This window comes from Nocardia jiangxiensis NBRC 101359 (assembly GCF_000308615.1).
Taxonomy (GTDB): Bacteria; Actinomycetota; Actinomycetes; order Mycobacteriales; family Mycobacteriaceae; genus Nocardia; species Nocardia jiangxiensis.
The window spans coordinates 624,679-647,805 of the sequence record NZ_BAGB01000041.1; the positions used below are offsets into that span (position 1 = coordinate 624,679).

At 67.3% G+C, this 23,127-nt stretch carries 21 protein-coding genes; 11 read left to right on the forward strand and 10 right to left on the reverse strand.

The window, feature by feature from the left end; genetic code table 11:
- Positions 1 to 90: 90 nt before the first annotated feature.
- The 3 genes from sigJ to ON40_RS16975 all read right to left on the reverse strand — a co-directional run bounded on the left by sigJ (position 91) and on the right by ON40_RS16975 (position 3,091).
- Positions 91 to 987 (reverse strand): RNA polymerase sigma factor SigJ, encoded by an 897-nt coding sequence (sigJ, locus tag ON40_RS16965; protein WP_040823524.1) that lies wholly within the window; start codon positions 985 to 987, stop codon positions 91 to 93.
- Complete coding sequence (locus tag ON40_RS16970) at positions 984 to 2,165, reverse strand: NAD(P)/FAD-dependent oxidoreductase (RefSeq protein ID WP_040824399.1); 1,182 nt, start codon at positions 2,163 to 2,165, stop codon at positions 984 to 986. The genes sigJ and ON40_RS16970 overlap by 4 nt, the downstream gene beginning before the upstream one ends.
- A gap of 158 nt (positions 2,166 to 2,323) precedes the next feature.
- Positions 2,324 to 3,091 carry an ArsR/SmtB family transcription factor gene (locus ON40_RS16975; RefSeq protein ID WP_085997722.1) on the reverse strand — a complete coding sequence of 256 codons (768 nt, stop codon included), beginning with the start codon at positions 3,089 to 3,091 and terminating at the stop codon, positions 2,324 to 2,326.
- 120 nt (positions 3,092 to 3,211) lie between these two features.
- On the opposite strand from ON40_RS16975, the gene ON40_RS16980 reads away from it, so the two are divergent.
- Both ON40_RS16980 and ON40_RS16985 read left to right on the forward strand, forming a co-directional pair.
- Positions 3,212 to 4,603 carry an MFS transporter gene (locus tag ON40_RS16980; RefSeq protein ID WP_051193184.1) on the forward strand — a complete coding sequence of 464 codons (1,392 nt, stop codon included), beginning with the start codon at positions 3,212 to 3,214 and terminating at the stop codon, positions 4,601 to 4,603.
- A 343-nt stretch (positions 4,604 to 4,946) separates the two neighbouring features.
- The gene (locus ON40_RS16985; protein WP_040823529.1) at positions 4,947 to 6,125 is read left to right on the forward strand and encodes a sigma-70 family RNA polymerase sigma factor; all 1,179 of its coding nucleotides are present in this window, start codon (positions 4,947 to 4,949) and stop codon (positions 6,123 to 6,125) included.
- A 54-nt stretch (positions 6,126 to 6,179) separates the two neighbouring features.
- On the opposite strand, the gene ON40_RS16990 is transcribed toward ON40_RS16985, so the two are convergent.
- A complete protein-coding gene (locus ON40_RS16990) occupies positions 6,180 to 7,127 on the reverse strand; it encodes a hypothetical protein (RefSeq protein WP_245567837.1) in 948 nt (315 codons plus the stop codon).
- Between the two features lie 292 nt (positions 7,128 to 7,419).
- On the opposite strand from ON40_RS16990, the gene ON40_RS16995 reads away from it, so the two are divergent.
- Complete coding sequence (locus tag ON40_RS16995; protein WP_040824407.1) at positions 7,420 to 8,631, forward strand: MFS transporter; 1,212 nt, start codon at positions 7,420 to 7,422, stop codon at positions 8,629 to 8,631.
- Positions 8,632 to 8,679: 48 nt separating this feature from the next.
- The gene (locus tag ON40_RS17000; protein ID WP_245567838.1) at positions 8,680 to 9,237 is read left to right on the forward strand and encodes a GNAT family N-acetyltransferase; all 558 of its coding nucleotides are present in this window, start codon (positions 8,680 to 8,682) and stop codon (positions 9,235 to 9,237) included.
- A 16-nt stretch (positions 9,238 to 9,253) separates the two neighbouring features.
- Here the strand turns inward: ON40_RS17000 and ON40_RS17005 are convergent, their stop codons facing one another.
- Complete coding sequence (locus tag ON40_RS17005) at positions 9,254 to 10,063, reverse strand: tyrosine-protein phosphatase (RefSeq protein WP_040823532.1); 810 nt, start codon at positions 10,061 to 10,063, stop codon at positions 9,254 to 9,256.
- Positions 10,064 to 10,174: 111 nt separating this feature from the next.
- On the reverse strand, positions 10,175 to 11,194 hold the full coding sequence (zapE, locus tag ON40_RS17010) for a cell division protein ZapE (RefSeq protein WP_040823534.1): 1,020 nt from the start codon (positions 11,192 to 11,194) through the stop codon (positions 10,175 to 10,177).
- Between the two features lie 35 nt (positions 11,195 to 11,229).
- On the opposite strand from zapE, the gene ON40_RS17015 reads away from it, so the two are divergent.
- The 5 genes from ON40_RS17015 to msrB all read left to right on the forward strand — a co-directional run bounded on the left by ON40_RS17015 (position 11,230) and on the right by msrB (position 15,902).
- Entirely contained in the window at positions 11,230 to 12,003 is a 774-nt protein-coding gene (locus tag ON40_RS17015; RefSeq protein WP_040823536.1) for a pyrimidine reductase family protein, read from the forward strand.
- A gap of 32 nt (positions 12,004 to 12,035) precedes the next feature.
- Positions 12,036 to 13,595, forward strand: coding sequence for an alpha/beta hydrolase (locus tag ON40_RS17020; protein ID WP_040823537.1), 1,560 nt, complete (start codon positions 12,036 to 12,038; stop codon positions 13,593 to 13,595).
- A 57-nt stretch (positions 13,596 to 13,652) separates the two neighbouring features.
- A complete protein-coding gene (locus ON40_RS17025; protein WP_174435036.1) occupies positions 13,653 to 15,005 on the forward strand; it encodes a glycosyltransferase family 87 protein in 1,353 nt (450 codons plus the stop codon).
- A 137-nt stretch (positions 15,006 to 15,142) separates the two neighbouring features.
- Positions 15,143 to 15,388, forward strand: coding sequence for a hypothetical protein (locus tag ON40_RS17030; RefSeq protein WP_157186312.1), 246 nt, complete (start codon positions 15,143 to 15,145; stop codon positions 15,386 to 15,388).
- A gap of 70 nt (positions 15,389 to 15,458) precedes the next feature.
- Positions 15,459 to 15,902 carry a peptide-methionine (R)-S-oxide reductase MsrB gene (gene msrB / locus ON40_RS17035; protein ID WP_040823540.1) on the forward strand — a complete coding sequence of 148 codons (444 nt, stop codon included), beginning with the start codon at positions 15,459 to 15,461 and terminating at the stop codon, positions 15,900 to 15,902.
- 617 nt (positions 15,903 to 16,519) lie between these two features.
- Here the strand turns inward: msrB and gnd are convergent.
- Genes gnd through tal form a run of 3 tightly spaced genes read right to left on the reverse strand, consistent with a single transcriptional unit; the run spans position 16,520 to position 20,736 of the window.
- Positions 16,520 to 17,965: an NADP-dependent phosphogluconate dehydrogenase gene (gene gnd / locus ON40_RS17040; protein ID WP_040823541.1), complete on the reverse strand. Its 1,446-nt coding sequence runs from the start codon at positions 17,963 to 17,965 to the stop codon at positions 16,520 to 16,522.
- Positions 17,966 to 17,968: 3 nt separating this feature from the next.
- Entirely contained in the window at positions 17,969 to 19,630 is a 1,662-nt protein-coding gene (gene pgi, locus ON40_RS17045) for a glucose-6-phosphate isomerase (RefSeq protein WP_051193185.1), read from the reverse strand.
- A complete protein-coding gene (tal, locus tag ON40_RS17050) occupies positions 19,627 to 20,736 on the reverse strand; it encodes a transaldolase (protein ID WP_040823542.1) in 1,110 nt (369 codons plus the stop codon). Before tal ends, pgi begins: the two co-directional genes overlap by 4 nt.
- Before the next feature lie 153 nt (positions 20,737 to 20,889).
- Here tal and ON40_RS17055 point away from each other — a divergent pair, with 153 nt between their 5' ends.
- Entirely contained in the window at positions 20,890 to 21,660 is a 771-nt protein-coding gene (locus ON40_RS17055) for a DeoR/GlpR family DNA-binding transcription regulator (RefSeq protein WP_040823543.1), read from the forward strand.
- Positions 21,661 to 21,815: 155 nt separating this feature from the next.
- Here the strand turns inward: ON40_RS17055 and ON40_RS51870 are convergent, their stop codons facing one another.
- Positions 21,816 to 22,220 carry a hypothetical protein gene (locus tag ON40_RS51870; RefSeq protein WP_157186313.1) on the reverse strand — a complete coding sequence of 135 codons (405 nt, stop codon included), beginning with the start codon at positions 22,218 to 22,220 and terminating at the stop codon, positions 21,816 to 21,818.
- Between the two features lie 384 nt (positions 22,221 to 22,604).
- Between ON40_RS51870 and ON40_RS17065 the strand changes: the two genes are divergently transcribed.
- Positions 22,605 to 23,099: a hypothetical protein gene (locus ON40_RS17065; protein ID WP_040823545.1), complete on the forward strand. Its 495-nt coding sequence runs from the start codon at positions 22,605 to 22,607 to the stop codon at positions 23,097 to 23,099.
- Positions 23,100 to 23,127: the final 28 nt, after the last annotated feature.

Below are 23,127 nucleotides of genomic sequence, written 5' to 3' on the forward strand. Positions count from 1 at the left end.
GACTCGAATACCGTTCGCGACGCGGGCCCGCGGTGGCGTGAACAACCGCGGCGAACTGCCTCGGACGCCCACGCCACCGATTCGCCGCCGCTAGCGGCTGATATGCCGGGGAACCGTTGCCGCAGTGAGCTTGTCGGGGTTGCGAACGGCGTAGAAGGTGGTGATGACGTCGTTCACCACCTCGATCAGATACACCCCCTCCAACCGATCACCGGAGTAGACGGCCATCGCGGGAGTGCTGTTGCAGTTGACCGTCTCGATCCGCAGACCGGGTGCGTTCTCGGCTTTGCGGAACAGGTCGATCAGATACCGGGCGACCCGCGCCGCCCCCAGCACCGGCCGCCGCGCCGCCACGGCCTTGCCGCCGCTGTCGGCGATGAACGCGACGTCCGGGGCCAGCAGGTCGAGCAGTCCGCGCGTGTCCCCCGTGCTCGTCGCGGTCATGAACTGTTCGGTGATCCGGGTGATCCGCGCGGCATCCACCGGTTCGAAACGTCTGCGCCGCGCCCGCACGTGCTCGCGAGCACGGTGCGCCACCTGACGCACCGTCATGACCGATTTGCCCACCGCGGCGGCGACATCCGGGTACTCGAAACCGAACACCTCGCGCAGCACGAAGACCGCCCGTTCGTCGGGGCCGAGGGTTTCCAGCAGGACGAGCATGGCCATCGAGACCGATTCGGCGAGCACCACATCCGCCGAGGCGTCCGGTTCGGCGAGTTGCAGCGGTTCGGGCAGCCACGGGCCGACGTAGTCCTCGCGTCTGCGGGCGCCGGCGCGCACCGCGTTCAGCGCTTGGCGGGTCACCAATCGGGCCAGATACGACCTGGTGTCCCGGACCGTCGCCAGATCCACCTCGGCCCAGCGCAGATAGCTGTCCTGCAGGACGTCGTCGGATTCGGTTGCCGAGCCGAGGATTTCGTAGACGATCGTGAACAGCAGTGGTCGCAGCAGGGTGAACCGCTCGGCATGCTCGTCGGCGCTCATACCGAGGTCACCGCGGGCGCGACATCGCGCGAATCGGGGCGCGGGCCGCCCTTCACCCATACCAGCGAACCGGGCTTGCGGGCCTCGCGGCGAATCTTTCCCACGGCGAAATTGCAGGTCACCTCCTTGATTCTGGCGCCCGCGCGACCGCCGATGTACAGATTCATCGCGGTGTCGTCCTTGTGCGCGAGCTGCCGGACGCCGATGCGGCGGCCCAGGCTCAGACATGTTCCGGTCAGAGCCACGTCGACCACAGCCGGAGGGGCCCCCGCGATATGGCTCAACACCGTGTCGGCGGCCTGCGCGCCGAGTGCCCCGGCGGCCTGGCTGCTCATCCGCAGCGGCTGACCCGACGGTGCAGCGGCGTCACCGGTCGCGACGACGCGGTCGTCATCGATGCTGGTCAACGTCTCATCGGTGAGCAACCTGCCGATCGCGTCGGTGCGCAGTCCGCTCGCAGCCGCCAGCTGTGGCACGCCGAAACCTGTCGTCCAGATGGTCAAGCCACTCGGGTGCACCGCACCACCCGACAGCACGACGGCATCCGCGCGCACCTCGCCGACCGGATCGGATTCGAGCACCGAAACACCCTGCCGCGACAACCATTTCGCGACATATCGGCGACCCGACGCACTCAGCGAGGGCATCAGCGTCCCACCGCAGACGAGCGTCACGCCCCATCCCTGCTCGGCCAGTTCGGCGGCCGTCTCGATACCGGTCGGCCCGCCACCGACCACGGTGATCGGCGCATCGGCGGGCAGTTCGTCCAACCGGGCCCGCAACCGGCGCGCGGACTCGAATTCACCCATACGGCAGGCGAATTCGTCCCCACCGGGCACCGAGGGCGCGGCCTCGGTGCTGCCGACCGCATAGACGACATGGTCGTAGCCCAGCCCGCGCCCCGACGCCAATCGCACTGTGCGAGTGGCGGTGTCGATACGCGTGGCAGTGTCGACCACCAGCTCGATCCCCGCACCGAGCAACGTCTCGTAATCGATCGTCGCCACACCGGTCCCGGCCACCAGCTGATGCAACCGCACCCGATCCACGAAGGCCGGACGCGGATTGACCATCGTGATGTGAACGTCGTCCCGCTTGCGCAACCGATTGGCCGCCACCGTCCCCGCATACCCGCCCCCGACGACGACCACCCTGTGCTGTGTGTTGTGTTCAGTCATGCCCCCGAGACACCGCCGGCCGACGAAATATGACAGCACGCAAATGTGATACACATCACACGACATCCTCCGGTTCGACGATCCGAACGCAGACCACGTCGCCGGAACACTGCGATCCGCACGAATCCTGTTCGACAGCTCTCGAATTCACTCCTGGCTCAGGCGGCGAGTTCGACGCCGAGGATGCGGTCCAGAGCGCGAGCGCCCGGATCGGTGAGTTGCAGGGCCCGGCGAGTGTTGTGCCGGACCACCCAACCGGCTGATTCCATCCGGGTCAGCAGTGCCGCGCCGAGGGCTCCGCTGAGGTGGTGGCGCTGTTCGCTCCAGTCGACGCAGAAACGCAGCAGCGGGCGGCGTTGGGCGCGAGCAGCGCCCAGGTCGACGCCCAAGGCCGCGAAGACCGGCTCGGCGTCGGGGCCCAACTCGTACGGATGCGCGCGCACAGGGGCGGACAACCGGTCCCCGTCGGCACGTTCGGCCCCGGGCAGACCGTCGGTGCGAATCAGGGCCCCGTGGTCGAGCAGCGCCTCGGTGACCGCAACGCCGAGCCGACCGGCCAGGTGGTCGTAGCAGCTACGAGCACGCCGCAGAGCCGCCGCCCGCCCGGACTCCCGCAGCGAACGCACCGGACGGGTCGGCGCGAGCGCGGCCACCGCCTCGAGCGCGGTACCCACCCGCGCATCGGCCAGCCGGTAGTAACGATGGCGGCCGGACCGCTCCACACTCAGCAATCCCCCGTCCACCAGCCGCGCGAGATGTTCACTGGCCGTCGAGGCCGCAACCCCCGCCTCCGCCGCGAGCACCGACGCCGGCAGCGCCCGACCATCGGCCAGGCTCAGCAGAACCCGCGCCCGCGTCGCATCCGCCAACAGCGCCCCGATCGCCGCAACATCGGCATATCCGTACAGCGGCCGCTCATCCGTCATCCCACCAGTCTGCCCCGCCGACACTTCGGTAATCACCGAAATATGACCGCATCCTGATGCCACGGCCGCGCGCTCATTCTTCGGCGCACGCCGAAGTTTTTCGGGGAAACACTTGGCGGCATGAGCATTTCGAGCCCGAATGTCGGGCACTCTCAGCGGGTTCGGCCGGGCCGGGTACTGGGCGCGATGTGTGCGGGCATGTTTCTGGTTTTGCTGGACGTCACGATCGTCAATGTCGCGCTGCCCAGCATCGGTCATGGACTGCATTCGGATGTGGCGATGTTGCAGTGGGTGGTCGACGGATATGTCGTCGCCATCGCCGGACTGCTCCTGGCGGGCGGCACCATCGGCGACCGGATCGGGCATCGGCGCGTACTGCTCACCGGATTCGCGGTATTCGGTGCGGCCTCGCTGATCTGTGCGCTCGCACCGAATATCGGAGTGCTGATCGGGGCGCGAATCGTGCAGGGGGTGGGCGGGGCGCTGCTGTTGCCCGGCACGATGGCGGTCATCGTGGAGGTGTTCCCGGATCGCGGTGACCAGGCGCGCGCGCTGGGCGCCTGGGCGGCGATCTCCTCGCTGGCCCTGCCCGCGGGGCCGCTGCTGGGCGGGCTGCTCACGGGGTGGCTCGGGTGGCGTCCGGTGTTCTGGATCAACGTGCCGCTGACCGCGCTGGTCATCCTCGCGACACTGCGCACGGTGCCGGGTCGTCCGGGCGTGGATCGCGAGCGGATCGATCCGGTCGGCCTGGCCGGATTCGTCGTCGGACTGGGTGGACTGGTGTTCACCGTCATCTCGATCGGCCACCACGCCGGATGGCCCACGATCACCGCCGCGGCTGTCGTCACCGCCGCGGCCCTCACCACCGCGCTGACTTCCTCCGCACGCGGCGCGAATCCGGTCCTTCCCCTGGACCTGTTGCGCCGCAAGGATTTCCTGAGCCCCAACGTGGTGGCACTGACCATGAACCTGATCTTCAACGGACTGCTGTTCGTGACCACGCTGTATCTGCAGGATGTCCGGGGCTGCTCGCCACTGCTGTCCGGGCTGGCGGTGCTGCCACTAGCGGTGCCGCTGGTCGTACTCGCGCCGGTATCGGGCCGCATCACCGCGCGACGCGGTCCGCGCACGGCCGTCGCCACCGGATGCGTCATCGCGATCGTCGGAACACTACTGCTGACCCGGCTGTCGGCCGACGGCGGAATCGGTTGGCTGCTGGCCGGATTCGGACTTCTGGGCTGCGGTGCGGGACTGGTCACCGCTTCGGTCGTGGCGGCGGTGGTACGTGCGACACCACGCGATCGCTCCGGGCTGGCAACGGGCACCTCCAATACCGCCCGGCAGATCGGCACCGCCGGCGGCGTGGCGATCTTCGGCGCGATCGCGGGGTCCCCCACCGGCGCACACTTCATCGGCGCGATCCACCTGCTGGCCATCGCATCCGCAGCAGGCTGGGCGGTAGCGCTGGCCGCGACCGTTTACGGCGTCGCGGGACGTCCGGAAAGCGACTGAACCCGGCAACCGCGCGAGCCGACACAGCACCGCTTCCCATCCGTTGACCGGCCGCCAGGCTAGGCTGTTCGAACGAACGAGCGAAAGCAGACGGTTCGCGGCACAACTTGCCGCCCGGACGCGTAGCGGGCGCCAGAAGCAAGTGCCCGACACCGAGCCGAGCGGCAAACCCGGGAACCCGCCGAAACGGAGCGACACCAGCAACACAGTTCGCGGCCCGTCTCGCCGCTCGGACGCGTGGCGGGTGCGAGGAACGAGTGCCCGACACGGGGCCGAGCGGCGAGACTCAGGGGGCCGCGAATACGCCGGAGCGAAGCGGAGGCCGAAAATACAGGTGGTGAGGATGAGCCGGACCGTGGACGGGCATACCGGCGTGCCCGACGACCTGCGCGACACCGTCACGTTCGAACTCGAGGAGATCGACGAGACGGTGGCCGCGATGGTCGCCGAGCAGGCACAGGAGCGTCCGCGCGACGGTGAGTTCATCACCCAGCGGCTCGGCCTGGACGGCGAACGCCCCGAGACGCTCACCCTCATCGGGGCCCGCTACGAACTGTCCCGAGATCGCGTGCGCCAGTTGTATACTCGCGCCGTCGGCCAGATGGTGCGCCGGGTGCAGGCCACCGGCCTGCCCGATACCGCGATCTTCGCCGCCCGCTATCCGGTCGACTGGGGTGATCAGCGGCTGGTACGGACCCTGCTCGGCGAGATCTACGCGACCGATACCGATATCGCCGGACAGGATCTGGCCTATCTGCGGTTGCGGCTGGCCGGGCACGCTCTGATGGACGCGAAACGCGTGGCGGGCTTCGTCTTCCAGCAGATCGCCGGATGGCAGCAGCGCGGCCGCTGGCACGCCGTCCCGCGATTCACCGAACCGGTTGCCGGACAGTTGATTCCACTGATCCGACACACGGACTGGACGAGCGGGAACCCCACGCCGCTGCCGGAGCTGCCACTGACCACGGTGGACACCGCCGACGACGCCCGCGGTTCGATATTCGCCGAGAAGCTCGGCCGCGAAACGAGTTTCGACACGGCGCTGGAGGCGCGACTGCTGCGCATGCTCGACGAGAGCGAACAGGTCGCCACCTACACCGAACGTCCGCTCGCGGTCGACTACCGCCTCGACGAGGTCGACCGGCTGCACTACCCCACCGCCGCCGCCCGGCTCGCCGACGGGCGGGCGCTGCTGATCGATGTCGTCCCGCTGGCCCGGATCGCGGTGCACGGCAACCGGATCAAACTCGCGGCCGCTCGCGCCGCGGCACACGAGCGCGGCTGGGGTCACCTGGTGTTCACCGGAAGCCGGATGAGCGAACCGGACCTGCGCGCGCACACGGTTCCCGCGCATGCGGAGAACATTCTGCGCAACCGACTGGCCGAGGGGCCGGTGGACTGGACCGAATTCCGCCGCTACCGCGGCGAGAGCGATATCCAGCTCACCGATCTGAGCGCCATGGTGCTGCGGCACGGCTGGCGCTGGGAGCGCGGACCGTTCCGGCTGATCCGCCAGGGGTGATCAGCCCGAACCAGTTCGCCCACAGCGCCGTTCGCCCCGTGTTCGCCGATCGGCTCAGCGCAGGATCATCGCCGAGGCGACGAAGGCCACAATCACCATCAAGGCGAAGCAGGTGATCAACTGCCAGTGCATGACCGCCGTGCGCTGGCGCGCGACCGTCAGACGCAACGTGGCATCGATCCGGCTGTGATCGGCGAGGCGACGGCGCGCGCCGTCGAGTTCCTCGGCGACCTGCTCGGCCCGCTCGAGCCGGTGCAGGAGCTTGTGCACCTGTTTTGCCTTGTCCCGAGTCGCCTTGCGGGCCAAGGCCAGTGCCGTGCGCTGATTCACCAGTTCCTGACGCTGCTGCGCGATCACCGCGGCCTGCGTCCGCGTGTGCTGCTCCCACGTGCTCACCGTCGCCCAACCTCCTGCGGTCTCGTCGCGATATCCGAAGGCAACCTCCGCGGCGACCCACTCCTGCATGAATTCCCGCACCGTCCACGCCTGTTCCCGCGGCCGTGCGAGCCCGTTCGGACCGGCCTCGAGCAGGCCGGACACCACCCGATAGTCACAACCGTCGGCCGCGAAATCGTCCACGGCCACACCCGGCACCTGCGCCACCCAGAATCCGGGCGGGCACAGCCACAGCACCTCGTCGACACCCACCGCGCGCAGTCGGGCCGTGCGCTCGAGCGCGAATCCGACATGTACCGGCGCGCTGCACACTTCGATCGCGCAGATCCGAGATCCGCTGCGCCACAACAGACCCGGGGTCTGCGCGCCCACCGACCTGTCGACCTCGGCGTCGTCGGCGCCCTCGGCCAGCAGCCGTCCACGCAACCAGTACTTGAACCGCTGCACATCCCAGTGACAATCGCCACAGCCAGGCTCGCGACACCGCTCTCCCGGCTGATGTCCACGCGGATTCGGTTCCACCGCAGGAAGATCCGCGGGTTCGGGCGCCGTCAGCAGTAATGCCTGCCCCGGCCCGGCATCGCTGCGTTTCTCACGTTCGACCATGCCCGCACCTCGACGCTCGGCTCCGACACGTGCCGGCGGTTCGGCCGTGCCCACTACCCGCTCGCTACGCTCGCCCATGCGATCCACCGCCCCTACACCGTGCACCGGCGGCACATCCGAAACCGCCCCCTCTAGAGTGCCGTAAAGATCGCCGGTCGGCACCGCCTCCTGACTACTTTCGTTATGCAACCGGGAGCCGCGCGTGATCATGAGAGCCGCGCGCGGCACCGAACGGTCTCGCCGAGACGATTTCGACCTTGGCGCGCCGAACCCCGCCCGTTACGCTGCGCTGGTGACTCCCACCGAATACACGAATGTATCGTCGCCGCTCCGCGCCGCGCGGGTGGCCAATTCGGTGGCGTTCGCACTACAGGGTTTCTTTCTGGCCGTGATCCTCACCGAGTTACCGCAGGCGCAGTCGCGGTTCGGCCTGAGCGACACCCTGATCCTGGTCGCGGTGGTGGTCATCTCGCTGCTGGCGGCGGTGGGAAGTGTTGTGGCCGAACAACTTGCCGTGCGATGGTCCAGCCGGGTGACGTTGCGGATCGGACTCGGGCTGATCGCGGTCACCGGCGTGCTGATCGCCTTCGCGCCGGACAAGGCGGTGCTGTTCGCGGCATTGAGCGGGTACGGCGTCGCGGTCGGCATCGTCGATGCCAGCACCAATATGCAGGCGGTGTTCATCCAGCACGGATACGGACGGTTCGTGCTGTCGTCGTTCTACGCCGCGTGGAGTGCGGGATCGATCCTGGGTGCGCTGTTCGTCTCCGGCTGCGAGAAATTCCACGTCACGCGGACCGAGGCGGTATTCGTCGCGGCGCTGGTGGTGCTGGTGGCCGGGCTGGTGTTCGGACCGCGACTGCTGGGCACGCGCCAGGCCGAGGCCGAGCCCACCGAAGCCGCGCATGCGGCCGTCGTACCGCTGCGGGCCTATCTGGCGCTGGGCATCGCGATGGCGCTGGTGTTCGCCATCGACCTGGCCGTCGGCAACTGGTCGGCGCTGTATCTGAAGAACGAACTGCTGTCCTCCTCGGCGACCGCGGCGCTGGCGCTGGCCGCCTATCAGGGAGCCTCACTGCTGACCAGGCTCACCGGGGATCTGTGGGTGCGGCGATTCGGGCCGCGCCCGGTCGTGGTCGCCGCGGCCGCGATCGGCGTGATCGGGCTGCTGGTCGTGGTGAGCGCGCCCGGACCCGTGGCCGCGCTGATCGGATTCCTGATCGCCGGAATCGGCCTGCCGGTGATCGCGCCGCTGTGCTTCAGCGAAGCCGGACGGCTCACCGGCGGTTCCGGGCTCGACGCGGTGATCGCGCGCCTGAACCTGTTCAACTACGCGGGCACGCTGATCGGCGGTGGCGTGGTGGGTGCGGTGTCCGACGTATCGAGCCTGCGCATCGGATTCGTCATACCGCTGCTGTTCGCCGCCGCACTGGTGCTGTTCGCCCGCACATTCCACGCGCGCACCACCGCGCGGGCGGGCGAACCGGACGCCGAAGCAGCGTAACCGGCACGTCTGCGCCCCGGCGGATGCGCGATGTGGTGCCATGGACCTGTGAACGACACCCTGGTCACCGTGGACCGCGCCGGACTCTGGGACGCGGAGGCCATCTCCGACGTCGCCGCGGCCACCTTCCCGCTCGCCTGCCCGCCCGGACTCGACACGGCCGATATCGAGACCTACATCGACGAGGCCCTCTCGGACGAACGGTTCGGCGACTATCTCAGCGATCCGAATCGCACGGTGCTCAAGGCCGTATCCGGCGGGCAGATCGTCGGCTACACCATGCTGATCGCGGGCGGCCCCACCGATCCGGTCGTCGCGAGCGCCGTGGAACTGCGGCCGGTGCTGGAGATCAACAAGATGTACGTGCTGTCCGGTCAGCACGGCAGCGGCGTATCGACCGCCCTGATGAACGCGGCCCTGGACCACGCCCGCGACAACGGCTACGCGGGGGTGTGGCTGGGCGTCAACCAGGACAACGCCCGCGCCCAGCGGTTCTACGCCAAGCGCGGATTCCGGATCGTGGGCACGCGCACCTTCACCGTCGGCGCGACGGTGTGCCACGACTATCTGATGGAACAGGCCCTGGAGCCTGCCGCGACGAGCTGAATCCCGTTCCGGCCGATCAGCGCAGCAGCTTGGTCTTCAGCGCGGCGATGTCGGCGTCGGTCAGCTTCAGGCCCTGGTGGACGTAGTTGTCGAAGGTGCCGTAGGACTTGTCGACCTGGTCGAAGGCCGCGTCGAGCGCCGACTGGGAGACGCCGTCGACCATGTCGCCGTCGCGGGCGTTGCGGTAGTAGTTCGACAGCAGATAGTCGTAGTCGACCGTCTTGCGGTCCACGCCCAGGACGGTCAGCAGCACCGCGGACATCCAACCGGTGCGGTCCTTACCGGCGGTGCAGTGGTAGAGCACCGCACCGTCGGAGGTGCGGGCGATGTCGTGCAGGACATCGGCGAAGGCCTGATTCGCACCCGGTGCGGTGATGAACGCCCGGTACAGGTCGGCGCCGGCGAACAGGGTCGAGGCGAGTACCTGCGGCGGAGCCTGGCCGATGACGTCGTTCCAGTTCTCGGTCGCGCCCGCGGGCACGCGGTCCGGGGACAGCAGGCGCTCGTAAGAGGTCCGCAGATCGTGGATGGAGCGGACCGTGCGTGCGGTCAGGGTGGCCAGGTCGGCGTCGGTGGCCTTGGTCAGCTCGCCGGTGCGGTAGACCAGACCGGAGCGGACCACGCGACCGTCGGTGGTGCGGTAACCGCCGATGTCACGGGCGTTGACCACGCCCTGCACCGGGACGGCACGCGCGGCAGTGTCGGTCACGACCGAGATCGTCGCCGTGGGCGGGTCGGTGGCCAAGGCGGTGCCCACCGCGGGCCCCACGGCGATCGCCGTAGCGGCGGCCAGCGCGGCCACGACACGAATCGAACGATGGACCATCACAGCTCCGATCTGCTCGGGTCGGCGACCCGCACGATACCGGCCGCCGCCATCCTGGACGACCGTCCAGAATTTCGATACCGCGGGTCACGGTACCCGAGCGGCGCTCGATCAGCTCGCGGGCACCTCGTACCGCGACAGCGCGAGCAGCCGGGAAATCGCCCGCAGATACTTCTTGCGGTAGCCGCCGTCGAGCATCTCCTGGGAGAAGATCGCGTCCAGCTTGGCCCCGGACACCGTCACCGGAATTCCCGCGTCGTACAGCCGGTCCGCCAGCACGACCACCCGCAACGCCACCGCCTGATCGGTCACCTCGTGCACACCGGCGATGAACACCGCGCTCACCCCGGAGATCAACGCGCCGAATCGCGAGGGATGCAGTGTGCTCAGATGCCGCAGCAGCGCGTCGAAGTCGTCGAGCGTGGCACCCGGTGTGGCCGCGGCCTTCTCCGCCAGCAGTTCGGGCGCGGTCGGTTCGGGCGCGGGCGGCAGATCGCGGTGCCGGTAGTCCGGGCCGTCCACTCGCACCGTCTCGAACAGCGAACCCAGCTTCTTGATCTCCCGCAGGAAATCCTGGGCCGCGAAACGCCCCTCACCGAGCTGGCTGGGCAGCGTATTGGACGTCGCCGCGACCGAGACCCCGCGCATGGTCAGCTCGGTCAGCAGCCGCGAGACCAGCGTCGTGTCGCCGGGATCATCGAGTTCGAACTCGTCGATGCACAGCACGCTGTTGCTCGCGAGCCGGTCCACCGCGTTCGTGAAACCCAGCGCACCCACCAGATTGGTGAGCTCACCGAAGGTGCCGAACGATTTCGGCGCGGGCGAGGCGTGGAAGATCGAGGCCAGCAGGTGCGTCTTGCCGACGCCGAATCCGCCGTCCAGATACAGGCCCGCACCCTGGACGTGCTTCTTCTTGCCGAACAGGCTCTTGCGGTTCGCGGTGGCGTGGATCCAGGCGACGCGCCCGGCGAAATCGCGCGCCTTGCGCACCGCCTCGGCCTGACTCGGCTCGTTCGGGTCGGGAATGTAGGAGTCGAAGCTCACCTCGTCGAATGTGGGCGGGGGCACCATCTGGGCGATGAGCTGATCGGCCGGAACCTCCGGATGGCGATCGACGAGGCGTTGCTGCACGCAAGTAGCGTACTGACGTGGTGTGATCGGTGCTTATGCAGCGTGTGCCCAATGCGATCCAGTTCACAACACTGGGGCCCGACGAGCTCCTGCGCCTCTACGCCTATCCGGCCTCGCTCGAATCCCCTTGGATCCGAGTCAACTTCGTCACCAGTATCGACGGCGCCGCCACCGTGGACGGACGGTCCGGCGCGCTGGGCAGTCCGGCCGACCACGCGGTGTTCGAGATCCTGCGGGATCTGGCCGACGTGGTCCTGGTCGGCGCGGGAACCGCGCGCCAGGAGAACTACGGCGGCGCCCACACCGACGCCCACCGCCGATTGCGGCTGTTCCACCACGGCCTCGGCGGCAGTCCGGACGGCGCGCCGCCGCCGATCGCGGTGGTGACCGCGAGCGCGTCGCTGGATCCGGCCGGACGGCTGTTCACCGACACGACCCGCCCGCCGATGATCCTCACCACCGCCGCCGCACCGGCCGATCGCAAACGCGCACTCACCGATGCGGGTGCGGAAGTGATCGAATGCGGCGAGACCTCGGTGGCCGCAGCCGACATTCGCGCGGCGCTGGCCCAGCGCGGCCTGCTGCGCGTGCTGTGCGAAGGCGGCCCGTCGCTGTTCGGCGACCTGATCGCCGCGGGCGTCGTCGAGGAACTCTGCCTCACCGCATCACCGCTGCTCATCGGCGGTACGGCGGGCCGAATTGCGGTGTCCCCCAAGGCGTTGCCGACCCCGATGACGTTGCGTCACGCGCTGCTGGACGACGACGGCACGATCCTGACCCGCTGGGAACGCGCCCGCACCCAAGGCTGAAAGCGCCCGCCGGACCTGGCAGGGTGTAATACATGCGCAGGACTCGAGCCGCACTGCTGGCATCGTCATCGCTGACGATCCTCCTCACCGCCGCCTGCGGCGCGGGCCCGTCCGACCGTCCGGGAATCGCCGAGGTCCGCCCGCATTCCGGTGGCGCGGCCGCCACCACCAGCCCGGCCCCCGCGACGCCGCCGTCGGCCGAAGTGCCCAAGACGGATCTGGGCTGGCACGACTGCGCGGCGGCCACGTTCAACGCGCTGGGCCTGGGCGCGCCACCGGCCGGACTGATCTTCGAATGCGCCGACTACTCCACCGCGATCGATGCCGGGGGCGCGGTACTGGGCACCTTCCGCAATGCCGCCGTACGCGCTCGCCTGCCGCAGACGCCCGCGAACGCCGCGCCGCTGGTACTCACCTCCGGCGCGGACCGCTCCTCCACCGCGACACTCGCCGGACTGGCCACCGGCCCCACCTCCGCGGTGCTGGCCGCGCATCCGATCGTCGCGGTGGACCGGCGCGGGATCGGCAGTTCCCAGCCGATCAACTGCCTGACCGACGACACCCGGCGCAGCCTCGCGGACAACGACCAGTCCGCGGGGGGCAACCAGATCGACGCGATGGCCAAGGTCAGTCAGGACGCGACCATCGCCTGCCAGGATTTCCTGCAGCCCTACCAGGGCACCTTCGACGCCGGGCACGCCGCCGACGACCTCGATCAACTGCGCAAGCAGTGGCAGGTCGACCACATCGCACTGCTGGGCACCGGCGACGGCTCGCGGGTCGCGCTGGCCTACGCCGCCAAATACGGCGAACATCTGGCCCGACTCGTGCTGGATTCCCCGGTGGCCGCCAACGTCGATTCGGCGACTCGTGCCGAACAGCGAGTCAAGGGGTCCGAAGCCGCACTGACCGCATTCGCACAGCGTTGCGCGGCGTTGAGCTGTTCGCTGGGCAGCGATCCGCGCGGCGCGATCATCGCACTGGTCGACCGCGCGGCCGCCGGTCAACTCGGCGGCGTCTCGGCGAACGCGCTGTTGACCGCCATCTCCGGATTCCTCGCCGATCCCCGGGCCGATCAGGCCAACCACACCGCAGAGCTGGCCGACGCGCTGTCCGCCGCGGGCCACGGCGACAACGCCGCACTGAACCAGCTGATCGGCCGGGAATCGGCCGCCACCGACTCCGACGGGCAGTTCGTCTCGACCTGCAGCGACAACCAGAAACCGGCCACCCCCGATCGGGTGAAACAACTCGAAACCGTCTGGGCCAAGCAGTATCCCGTCTTCGGCAAAGCCGCCGCGATCGGTCTCATGGCGTGCACGGCCTGGCCGACGCCGAATGCTGCGCAGCTGCCCACCACGTTCGATCTGCCGACCCTGGTTCTGGGCAACGACGCGAATCCCGTCGCGGGCAGCGATGCGCGGCCCTCGGTGACGGGTGTGCTCGGGTCGGCGGGTGCGCGTACGTCGACCGTCACCTGGCAGGGCTGGGGTTACCCGGTCTTCTCGCACTCGGCCTGCGTGCAGCAGAGCCTGGTCGGCTACCTGAAGGACGGGACGTTGCCCGCCGACGGGACGACCTGCCCCGCCTGACCCCGTTTCGGCGGGTCCGGGCAACGGTCCGGGTACTTTCCGGTGTACCGTGCCCCAGTGTTCCTTCGTCAGCTCGAGCCGCGCACCGCTCGTACGACCTCCGAGGTCCTGAATTTCGCGCTATGGCCGTTCGCGGTCATGACAGTGCTGCACCAGGTCTTCGTCAAGGCGACGAACTTCAACATCACCGACGACTTCGCACCCGTGTACAAGGCGTCCCTGGCGTTCCTGAACGGGCGGTCGATATACGCCGAGAACTTCGACCTGGTCGATCCGCACTACCTGTATCCACCGGGTGGCACGCTGCTCATCGCGCCGCTGGCGATCATCGACCCGGACCGGTCGAAGTGGTGCTTCGACTCACTCAACGCGATCGCGATGCTGGTCGCCTGGTACCTGCTGCTCAAGCTGTTCAAGCTGAGCATCAAGTCCTATGCCGCGCCGCTGACGCTGCTGCTCATGTTCTCGTCCGAAACCGTCATCAACACACTGGCTTTCGGCAATGTGAACGGGTGCATCCTGCTCGCGGAGGTCCTCTTCATCGCGCTGCTGCTCGCCCGGCGGGAACTCTGGGCCGGTGTGGTGATGGGTTTGGCGATTACCGTGAAACCGACAATCGCCCCGATGTTGCTGATACCGCTGATGCGTCGCCAGTGGAAGGTCTTCCTGCCCGCACTCGGCGTACCGATCGCGCTGACGGCGATCGCGCTGCCGCTGATCAAGGATCCGATGGACTATCTGCATCGGACCCTGCCGTACTCGATACAGGCTCGCGACTACTTCAACAGCTCGATTCCGGGCATCTCCGCCTACCTGGGTCTGCCGTCCCTGCTGACCTGGAGCATCCGGATCGGCATGGGCGTGCTCGTACTGGCCTCGCTGTGGCTGCTGTACCGGTACTACCGCCACGACGAACTGTTCTTCATCTGCACCAGTTCCGGCATCCTGCTGCTGGCCGAGTTCCTGATCAGCGGCCTGGGCCAGCAGTACTACTCGATGCTGCTGTTCCCGTTCCTGATGACGGTGGTGCTGCGCAATTCGGTACTGCGGAACTGGCCCGCCTGGCTGGCGATATTCGGCTTCACCACGTTCGACAAGTGGCTGCTGGACCACTGGCAGGTGGTGGGCCGGGATCTGGAGTATCTGCGGATCACCTTCGGCTGGGGACTGCTGCTGTTCGTGACGTTCTGCGTGCTCGGCGACCGGTATCTGACCGCGCGGCGCGAGGGACGGCTCGACTCCGGGATCGATCCGGTGTTCCTGTTGCCCGAACACAACGGTGCGCCCGTGGCGGATGCGCCGCAGACCCCGCGAATTCCGGTCCCCGACACCACCGCGACGATCGGTCCGGCGGACCCGGACGACGAGGAGCCCAGCAACGCACCGAACGAGGCCGGCGTCCTGCGCTGAGCAGCGTCGGCCGGTCGCCCGGCCATCGCTGGACAAGCTCGCCCAGCGGTAACCATCATTACAACGTGCCGTTCCGAGGTGTCCGATTCGCACTACTGTGACCCGGACATTCACACCAACATCCTCTGGGAGCTGCAGTGTTGTCGAAAGTTGTTGCGGTGGGCGCGTTGTCACTGGGGCTCATGGGCGGCCTCGCCGGTATCGCCGGGGCCGATCCGATAGTTCCCGGATCTCATTCGGTCGGTCCGTTCACCCAGTCGGGCGAACCGACCGGCAAGGCCGCCTGTCAGCAGGCGTCGATCGCGACGGGTCATTACAGCAGCTGCTTCGAATACCCCTCCGGCAGCGGCAAGTGGTACTACAACCCGCCGTCGGCGGGCTGAGCCCGCACTGTTCGCGCCGCCGTGCTCGGCACGGCGGCCGGGCGGGCTGCCATCTCATTAGAATCGGGCTATGAGTTCCGAGTCCGAGACGTCCTTGCCCGCACCCAGGATCGTGCTGACCCCGCAGCAATGGCGAGCCAAACTCGATCCGCAGGAGTACGCGGTGCTGCGGGAGGCCGGTACCGAGCGGCCCTACACCGGCGAATACACCGACACCGAGACCGCCGGTGTCTACGAATGCCGGGCGTGCGGCGCGGAACTGTTCCGCAGCACCGAGAAGTTCCATTCGCACTGCGGCTGGCCCTCGTTCTTCGATCCGGCCGACTCGGACGCGGTACTCCTGCGCACCGACGACTCGCTGGGCATGCGCCGTGTCGAGGTGCTGTGCGCGAACTGCCACAGCCACCTCGGCCACGTCTTCGAGGGGGAGGGATACCCGACCCCGACCGACAAGCGGTACTGCATCAACTCCATCTCGCTGCGCCTGCAGCCGAAGGACAGTCCTACCAGCTGAAACACCCACTCCGGTCGCTCTCGGAGATGGCTCGCCCAATGTTGGCAGTCGCACCGGTCACCAGGACTGCACGGCCACACAGTCCGGTTCGCATCGTTGCCCTCGTCGGAATCTGATCCACGACGTCGTCCAGCGTGCCAGGCGTGCGCTGCGGGTTATCCGAACCGCAGCGACCGGAACGAGGCGATCGCGCGGCCAATCGGCATCCGAAAGCTGGAGGCTGCACACCGCGTCGACCGGGCTGACACCAAGGTGTATGGTCGATCACATCGCGCGAGAGTCTCATTCTCCTTTTATGCGATTAATCATCTCTCCGGGCTGGATCGGCAGCTACGGCCCCGGCCCCTGGGAGCAAAGTGAGGAGTGCCTCGATCTCACTGACCGCCCCACAGACGCTGCCGGCGCCTGATTCTTGAACACTCGCGCGAGCGGGGTGAGTCGGTGCTGGACACGGCTGGTGCTGCTGTCCATCTCGTGCACCGCTCCCTCACCCCACATCGTGATCGGCCATCAGACATCATCCTCCCGGTTCATCCGACCGTGTCGGAAATACAGACTTGTCATGACTCGATGATGATCACGCATGGACCGCTGAGTCGTACTCGACGCCGCAGCAGTCAGTCGACGCGCACTTCGGTGCGGTCCCCGCTCCACAGCGTGTGGTACTTGCCGTCCGAGTCGACCCGCTCGTAGGTGTGCGCGCCGAAGAAATCGCGCTGCCCCTGAGTGAGGGCCGCGGGCAGGCGTTCTGCGCGCAGGGCATCGTAGTAGGCCAGTGAGGACGCGAACGCGGGCACCGGGATGCCCAGTTGGACCGCAGTGGAGACGACCCGTCGCCAACTGTCGACGGCCTGCTCGATGGCTTGGCGGAAGTACGGGGCCAGGATCAGGCTGGGCAGGGCCGGGTCCTGTTCGTAGGCCTCTTTGATGCGGTTGAGGAATCGGGCCCGGATGATGCAACCGCCGCGCCAGATCGTGGCCAGGTCACCGGGGTGCAGGTCCCAGTCGTATTCGGTGCTGCCCGCGGCGATCTGGTCGAAACCCTGGGCGTAGGCGACGATCTTGGAGGCGTACAGCGCGCGGCGGATGTCCTCGGTGAATTGCGCTGCGTCGCTGGGCTTTTCCGCGAGCTTTCCGGATGCCAAGCCCTGAGCGGCCTTGCGCTGCGCACGCGCCCCGGACAGGGCACGGGCGAAGACCGCCTCGGCGATGCCGGTGACCGGGATACCCAGATCGAGCGCGGACTTGACCGTCCAGCGGCCGGTGCCCTTCTGCTCGGCGGCGTCCACGATCACATCGACCAGCGGCTTGCCGGTGGTGGCGTCGACCTGCTGGAGCACCTGCGCGGTGATCTCCACCAGGTAGCTTTCCAACTCGCCGGAATTCCATTCGGTGAACACCTCGGCGATCTGCCCGGCGCTGGATCCCAGCGCGTCCCGCAGCAGGTGGTAGGCCTCGCCGATGAGCTGCATATCGGCGTACTCGATGCCGTTGTGCACCATCTTCACGAAATGACCGGACCCGTCCGGGCCGATATGGGTGCAGCACGGGACGCCGTCGACCTTCGCGGCCACCGATTCCAGCAACGGCCCCAGCGACTCGTAGGATTCCTTGGGCCCGCCCGGCATGATGGCAGGCCCGTTGAGCGCGCCCTCCTCACCGCCGGAAATGCCCGCCCCCACGAAATTCAGTCCACGCGCGGCCATCGCGGCCTCGCGCCGGATGGTGTCGGTGTACAGGGCATTGCCGCCATCGATGATGATGTCGCCCGGCTCCATCGCCGCCGCGAGTTCCTCGATCACCGCATCGGTCGCCTCGCCCGCCTTGACCATGATCAGCACCCGCCGCGGCTTCTCCAGCGCACCGAGGAACTCCTCGATGGTCTCGGTGCGCACGAACTGCCCGTCACCACCGTGCTCGGCCAACAGCGCGTCGGTCTTGGCGACGCTGCGATTGTGCAAAGCAACGGTGTACCCGTGCCGGGCGAAGTTGCGGGCGATGTTGCTGCCCATGACAGCCAGACCGGTGACACCGATCTGCGCGATTGCATTGGTAGAGGCCATAATTCAGATCTCTCCTGTAGTAGTTGCCGACGGCTGCCCGACCGGGCCCGATCGCCGGGCGTGTCGATAACGCAGCATCAGCGCGTTGGTCGAGCTGTCGAAATCGGGCGGCGCATCGGATCGTAGGTCCTCGTGGATACTGGTCGCGAGTTTCTTGCCCAGTTCCACACCCCACTGATCGAACGAGTTCACCCCCCAGATCCAACCCTGTACGAACACCTTGTTCTCGTACAGGGCGATCAACTGCCCCAGCGTGTACGGAGTCAGGCTGGGCAGCAGAATCGTGTTGCTCGGCCGATCGCCCGGGAACGATCGATGTGGCGGCGGCTCCGGGGTGTCGAGATCACCGAAGGCCAGGGCTCGGGTCTGCGCGAACAGGTTCGCCATCAGCAGGTCGTGATGCACACGATGAGTATGTGCGGGCTCGAGCACGCCGATGAAGTCACACGGCACCGGAGTCGTTCCCTGATGCAGCATTTGGAAGAAGGCGTGCTGCCCGTTCGTACCCGGCGCGCCCCAGACGACCGGTGCGGTATCGACCCCGACCGGGCAGCCGTGCCGGTTGACGGACTTGCCGTTGCTTTCCATGTCGAGCTGCTGCAGATACGCCGGCAGCAACGCGAGCCGCTGATCATAGGGCAGGACCGCGAAAGCCTGTGCACCACAGAAGTTCCGATGCCAGATCCCCAACAGACCCAGCAACACCGGAAGATTCTCCTCGAACGCAGCCGTGCGGAAGTGCTCATCGATGGCGTGCGCACCGGCCAACATCTCCCGGAACCCCTCGGGGCCGATGACGATCATCAGCGACAACCCGATCGCCGACATCAACGAGTACCGCCCACCGACCCAGTCCCAGAACTCGAACATATTCGCCGGATTTATCCCGAAGGCACCGACCTGCTCGGCGTTGGTCGACACCGCGACGAAATGCTTGCCGACCGCCTCGTCACCGAGACGATCCACCAGCCACCGGCGAGCGGTGCGGGCGTTGGTCAACGTTTCGATCGTGCTGAACGTCTTCGACGACACGATGAACAACGTCGTTTCCGGGTCCAGATCACCCAGCACCCGGTCGATGTCGTGACCGTCGACGTTCGAGACGAACCGTGCCTCGACCTCGGCGTGCGCGAATTCGCGCAACGCGTGGTAGGCCATCGCGGGGCCCAGATCGGATCCGCCGATTCCGATGTTCACCACCGTGCGCACCGAGCGGCCGGTCGCGCCACGCCACCGTCCCGACCGAATCGCGTCGGCGAGATCGCTCATCCGGCCCAGTACCTCGTGCACCGGACGCACGACATCGACACCGTCCAGCAGAACGGATTCACTTGCGGGAGTGCGCAACACCGCGCGATCCTCGGTCGTGTTGATCCGTGTGCCACCGAACATCGCGTCGATTCCCGCAGCCAGGCCGCGATCGCGGGCCAGACGCATCAGCAGATCCACAGTGCGGTCGGTGATCACGTTCTTCGAATAGTCCAGCACCACACCGTCGAACTCGGCCGACAGCTTCACACCGCGCCGAGGATCGTCCTCGAACAGCCTGCCCATCGAGGTCGACGCCAATTCCGCACGGTGCGTCGCCAGTTCGTGCCACACGGGCAGCTCGAACGGACTCGCGTGTACCTCATCACCGCGCCCCGCACCCTCCGGAGACCTCATGCGCGAACGCCCGACAGGATCCGGTCGACGTCCTCGATCATCGCTTGCCACGACGTCTGAAACTTCGCGATGCCCTCCCGCTCGAGCTGCTCGAGCACATCGTCGAAGTCGATTCCGGTCTCGCCGAGTTGGGTGACGACTTCCCAGGCGTCGTCGTAGTTGCCCCTGATGCGGTCGCCGAGGACGGTTCCGTGCGCGATCACCGCGTCGAGAGTGGCCGGCGGCATCGTGTTCACGGTTCCGGGCGCAACGAGCTCGGTCACATAGCGAGTGTCGGGGTAGGCGGGGTCCTTCACGCCGGTCGAGGCCCACAGCGGCCGCAACGGTGACGCTCCGGCAGCACCGAGTTCCAGCCAGCGAGGGTCGCGCAGCATGTTCTCATAGCGCAGATACGCCAAACGCGCATTCGCGATCGCGGCACGCCCACGCAGGGCCGCGGCGGCCGGTGTCGCGAGCGCGTCGAGACGACGATCCACCTCGGTATCCACCCGCGAGACGAAGAACGATGCGACAGAACCGATCTCGGCGAGCGGGAGCCCGGCGGCGCGAGCCCTTTCCAAGCCCTCCAAGAATGCGTCGATGACCTGGTGGTAGCGCCGCACGGAGAAGATCAACGTCACGTTCACGCTGATGCCTTCGGCCAGGCAAGTCGTGATCGCCGGCAAACCCTCCACGGTGGCGGGAATCTTGATCATCGCGTTGGGCCGGTCGACCAGCCGCCACAACGCCCGCGCCTCCTCGATCGTGCGCTCGGTGTCGTGCGCCCATCGCGGGTCGACCTCGATCGACACCCGGCCGTCACGTCCCCCGGTCGCACGGTAGACCGGGTCGAGCACGTCACACGCCGCGCGAACATCGCCCGTGGTCAACGTCCGGACGGCCTCGAGCGCGGAAACACCCCGGCGCCGCAGGACCTGCATCTCCTCGATGTATTCCGCGTCCTGGCCGAGCGCGTTGTGGAAGATCGTCGGGTTCGTCGTCAGGCCCACGACCGTGCCCGACCGGACGAGCTGCGCCAAGTCTCCCGACCACAACAGGTGCCGGTTCAGGTCGTCCAGCCAGACCGACACCCCCTCGTCGGCCAACCGTTTCAGTGTGCGATTCATCAGGTTCCTCGACATCTGCTGCGCACGAAATCGCGCAGTCAATGCCTGAAATCATGCACACCGTTGCACGAACAAGTCAACACCAACGCCTAGTACCATGCAGAAACCGCACGACAGGATCACAGACGAACGACCAGGTTCCGGGAGGCGAAGTTGCTCGCGAGCACGCGACGGCGCGAAATCATGCACCGACTGGTCACCGACGGCTACGTCGAAGCCAAAGCCCTCGCCGACGAACTCGGCGTCGACGCATCCACCATCCGCCGCGACCTCGACGCACTCGAGCGAGAAGGACAAGCCCAACGCACCCACGGCGGCGCACGCCCCACCCCCGGCGGCACCGCCAAACTGCCCTACACCATGAAAGAAGGCGAACGCCTCACCGAGAAGGCCGCCATCGGACAAGCAGCCGCCGACCGAGTACGCGACGGCCAGACAGTGATCCTCGACAGCGGATCCACCACCTACGAAGTAGCACGCGCCCTACGCAACCACACCGGACTCACCGTCATCACCAACGACCTGCGCATCGCCAAATACATCGCCGAAACCCCCGGCATGCGCCTACTCGTCACCGGCGGCGAACTACTCGGCTCGGTCTTCACCCTCGTCGGCGAACGCGCGATCGCGTTCCTGTCCGACTACACCGCGGACTGGGCATTCCTCGGCGCCGACGCCATCGACATCGAGGCCGGAGTCACCAACATGAACACCCTCGAAGTCCCACTCAAACGCGCCATGATCACCGCCGCAGGACATGCCGTCGTCGTAGCCGACAGCTCGAAATTCGGCCGCCGCGCACTGGCCAAAGTCGCCGGACTCGACGAAATCACGAACATCCTCACCGACTCCGACCTCACCCCCACCGACTCCCAACAGTTCGGCGACGTCGTGATTCAGGCCCCGCCGACAACCGAAGGTTGAGCATCAGCGGTGTGCAACCGTGCAGAGGGCCATCGCCCCTCGCGCACCGAGCACCGAGCACCGAGCACCGAGCACCGAGCACCGAGCACCGAGCACCGAGCACCGAGCACCGAGCACCGAGCATGGTCAGCACAACTAACCGCTGAATCTCCGGATCACAGAGTGGCGCCGCACTCAATGCCCCTTGGCGACATCTTCCGCGATACCGATCCCTGCTGGACAGTCGAAATCAACTCTCCGGCAAGCAGATCCGCGGCGCTCTCCAGCAGCCCGACGGCCACGGTCCCGGTGACCACTCCCGGCACCGGCGCAATCTCGACCTGAGCACGGCCGAGTTCGCGCAGCGCGCGACCGGCCCGCGCGACCATCACGGCAGCGGCGGGTTGTGTACAAAGAACTGCAAGGGCTTGCCCATTACGAAGAGGCGCACCAGCTGCCGTCGAAATCAGCACGCCCAGAAGCTCTTTCACCGGCGCTCTCGGCAGATTCTCCAATGACATCGCCGAGACCGGCAGTAATGCGACCAGATCGAGTTCGACAAGACGGCGACGAATATCCACTGATTGCAGCTGGATGCCATCTCTCCGGTCGCGTACTCAGCCCGACATCAGCTCTGGTCGTGCAACGCCGTCCCCAACCGACTGCGGCGGACCGAACGCGACTCAGAGGCCAGGCAGCCCCACACAGTAGGGACAAGACAAGTAGGCTAAGGGTTGCCAAAAGGTAGCCATGCAACCGAACGCGACGCCCTGTCGAACACCAATCCTTTCTCCGACCAGCCGAAAAGCCGCACTCACCGGCCAGGTGGCCTGACGATGTTCGGGCGGGTACTGCATCAACTCCATCTCGGTGCGCCTGCAGCCGACGGACAGTCCTACCAGCTGAAACACCCGCTTACGCCGGCGTGGTGATTCTGCCACCGAACTCTACCGAGAGGGCATGACATGTCACTGAGAGTTCGAGAAGGCAGTACCACTTTGGAGTTCACCTTCGAAGAACTGATGAAGTACCACGGCCCGGCGGCCCCGGGCGGTGTGGCACACGGCTATACCGCCATGCAGGTGGCTCTGCCGCAGCTGGCGCCGCTGGTCGATCGCCGAGAAGTCAAGGTACGGACCGGATTCCGCGGCCCCGGCGGGCGAGATGCCATCGAGATGGTGCTGCGTGCGATGACCGAGGGGCAGTACATCGTCACCCCACAGCTACGCAGGCCCGGACGCGGGCCCCTGCTCGAGGACTACGTCTGGGAGTTCACCTACCGCGGCGATCGCGTGAGAGTGCAGCTACGCGATGACGGCTTGGTCACCGAGGAATTCATCATCCTGGCACGCAAGCCCGATCGAACCGCCACCGAGGAAGCACACCTCACACAACTCAAGGCAGAGATGGCCGACCGCCTGTTGGGCCGCCCGGCCGACGATGTCTACGAGGTGATCTGAGGCTGCGCTCGGGCGATCGGTGGCAGCG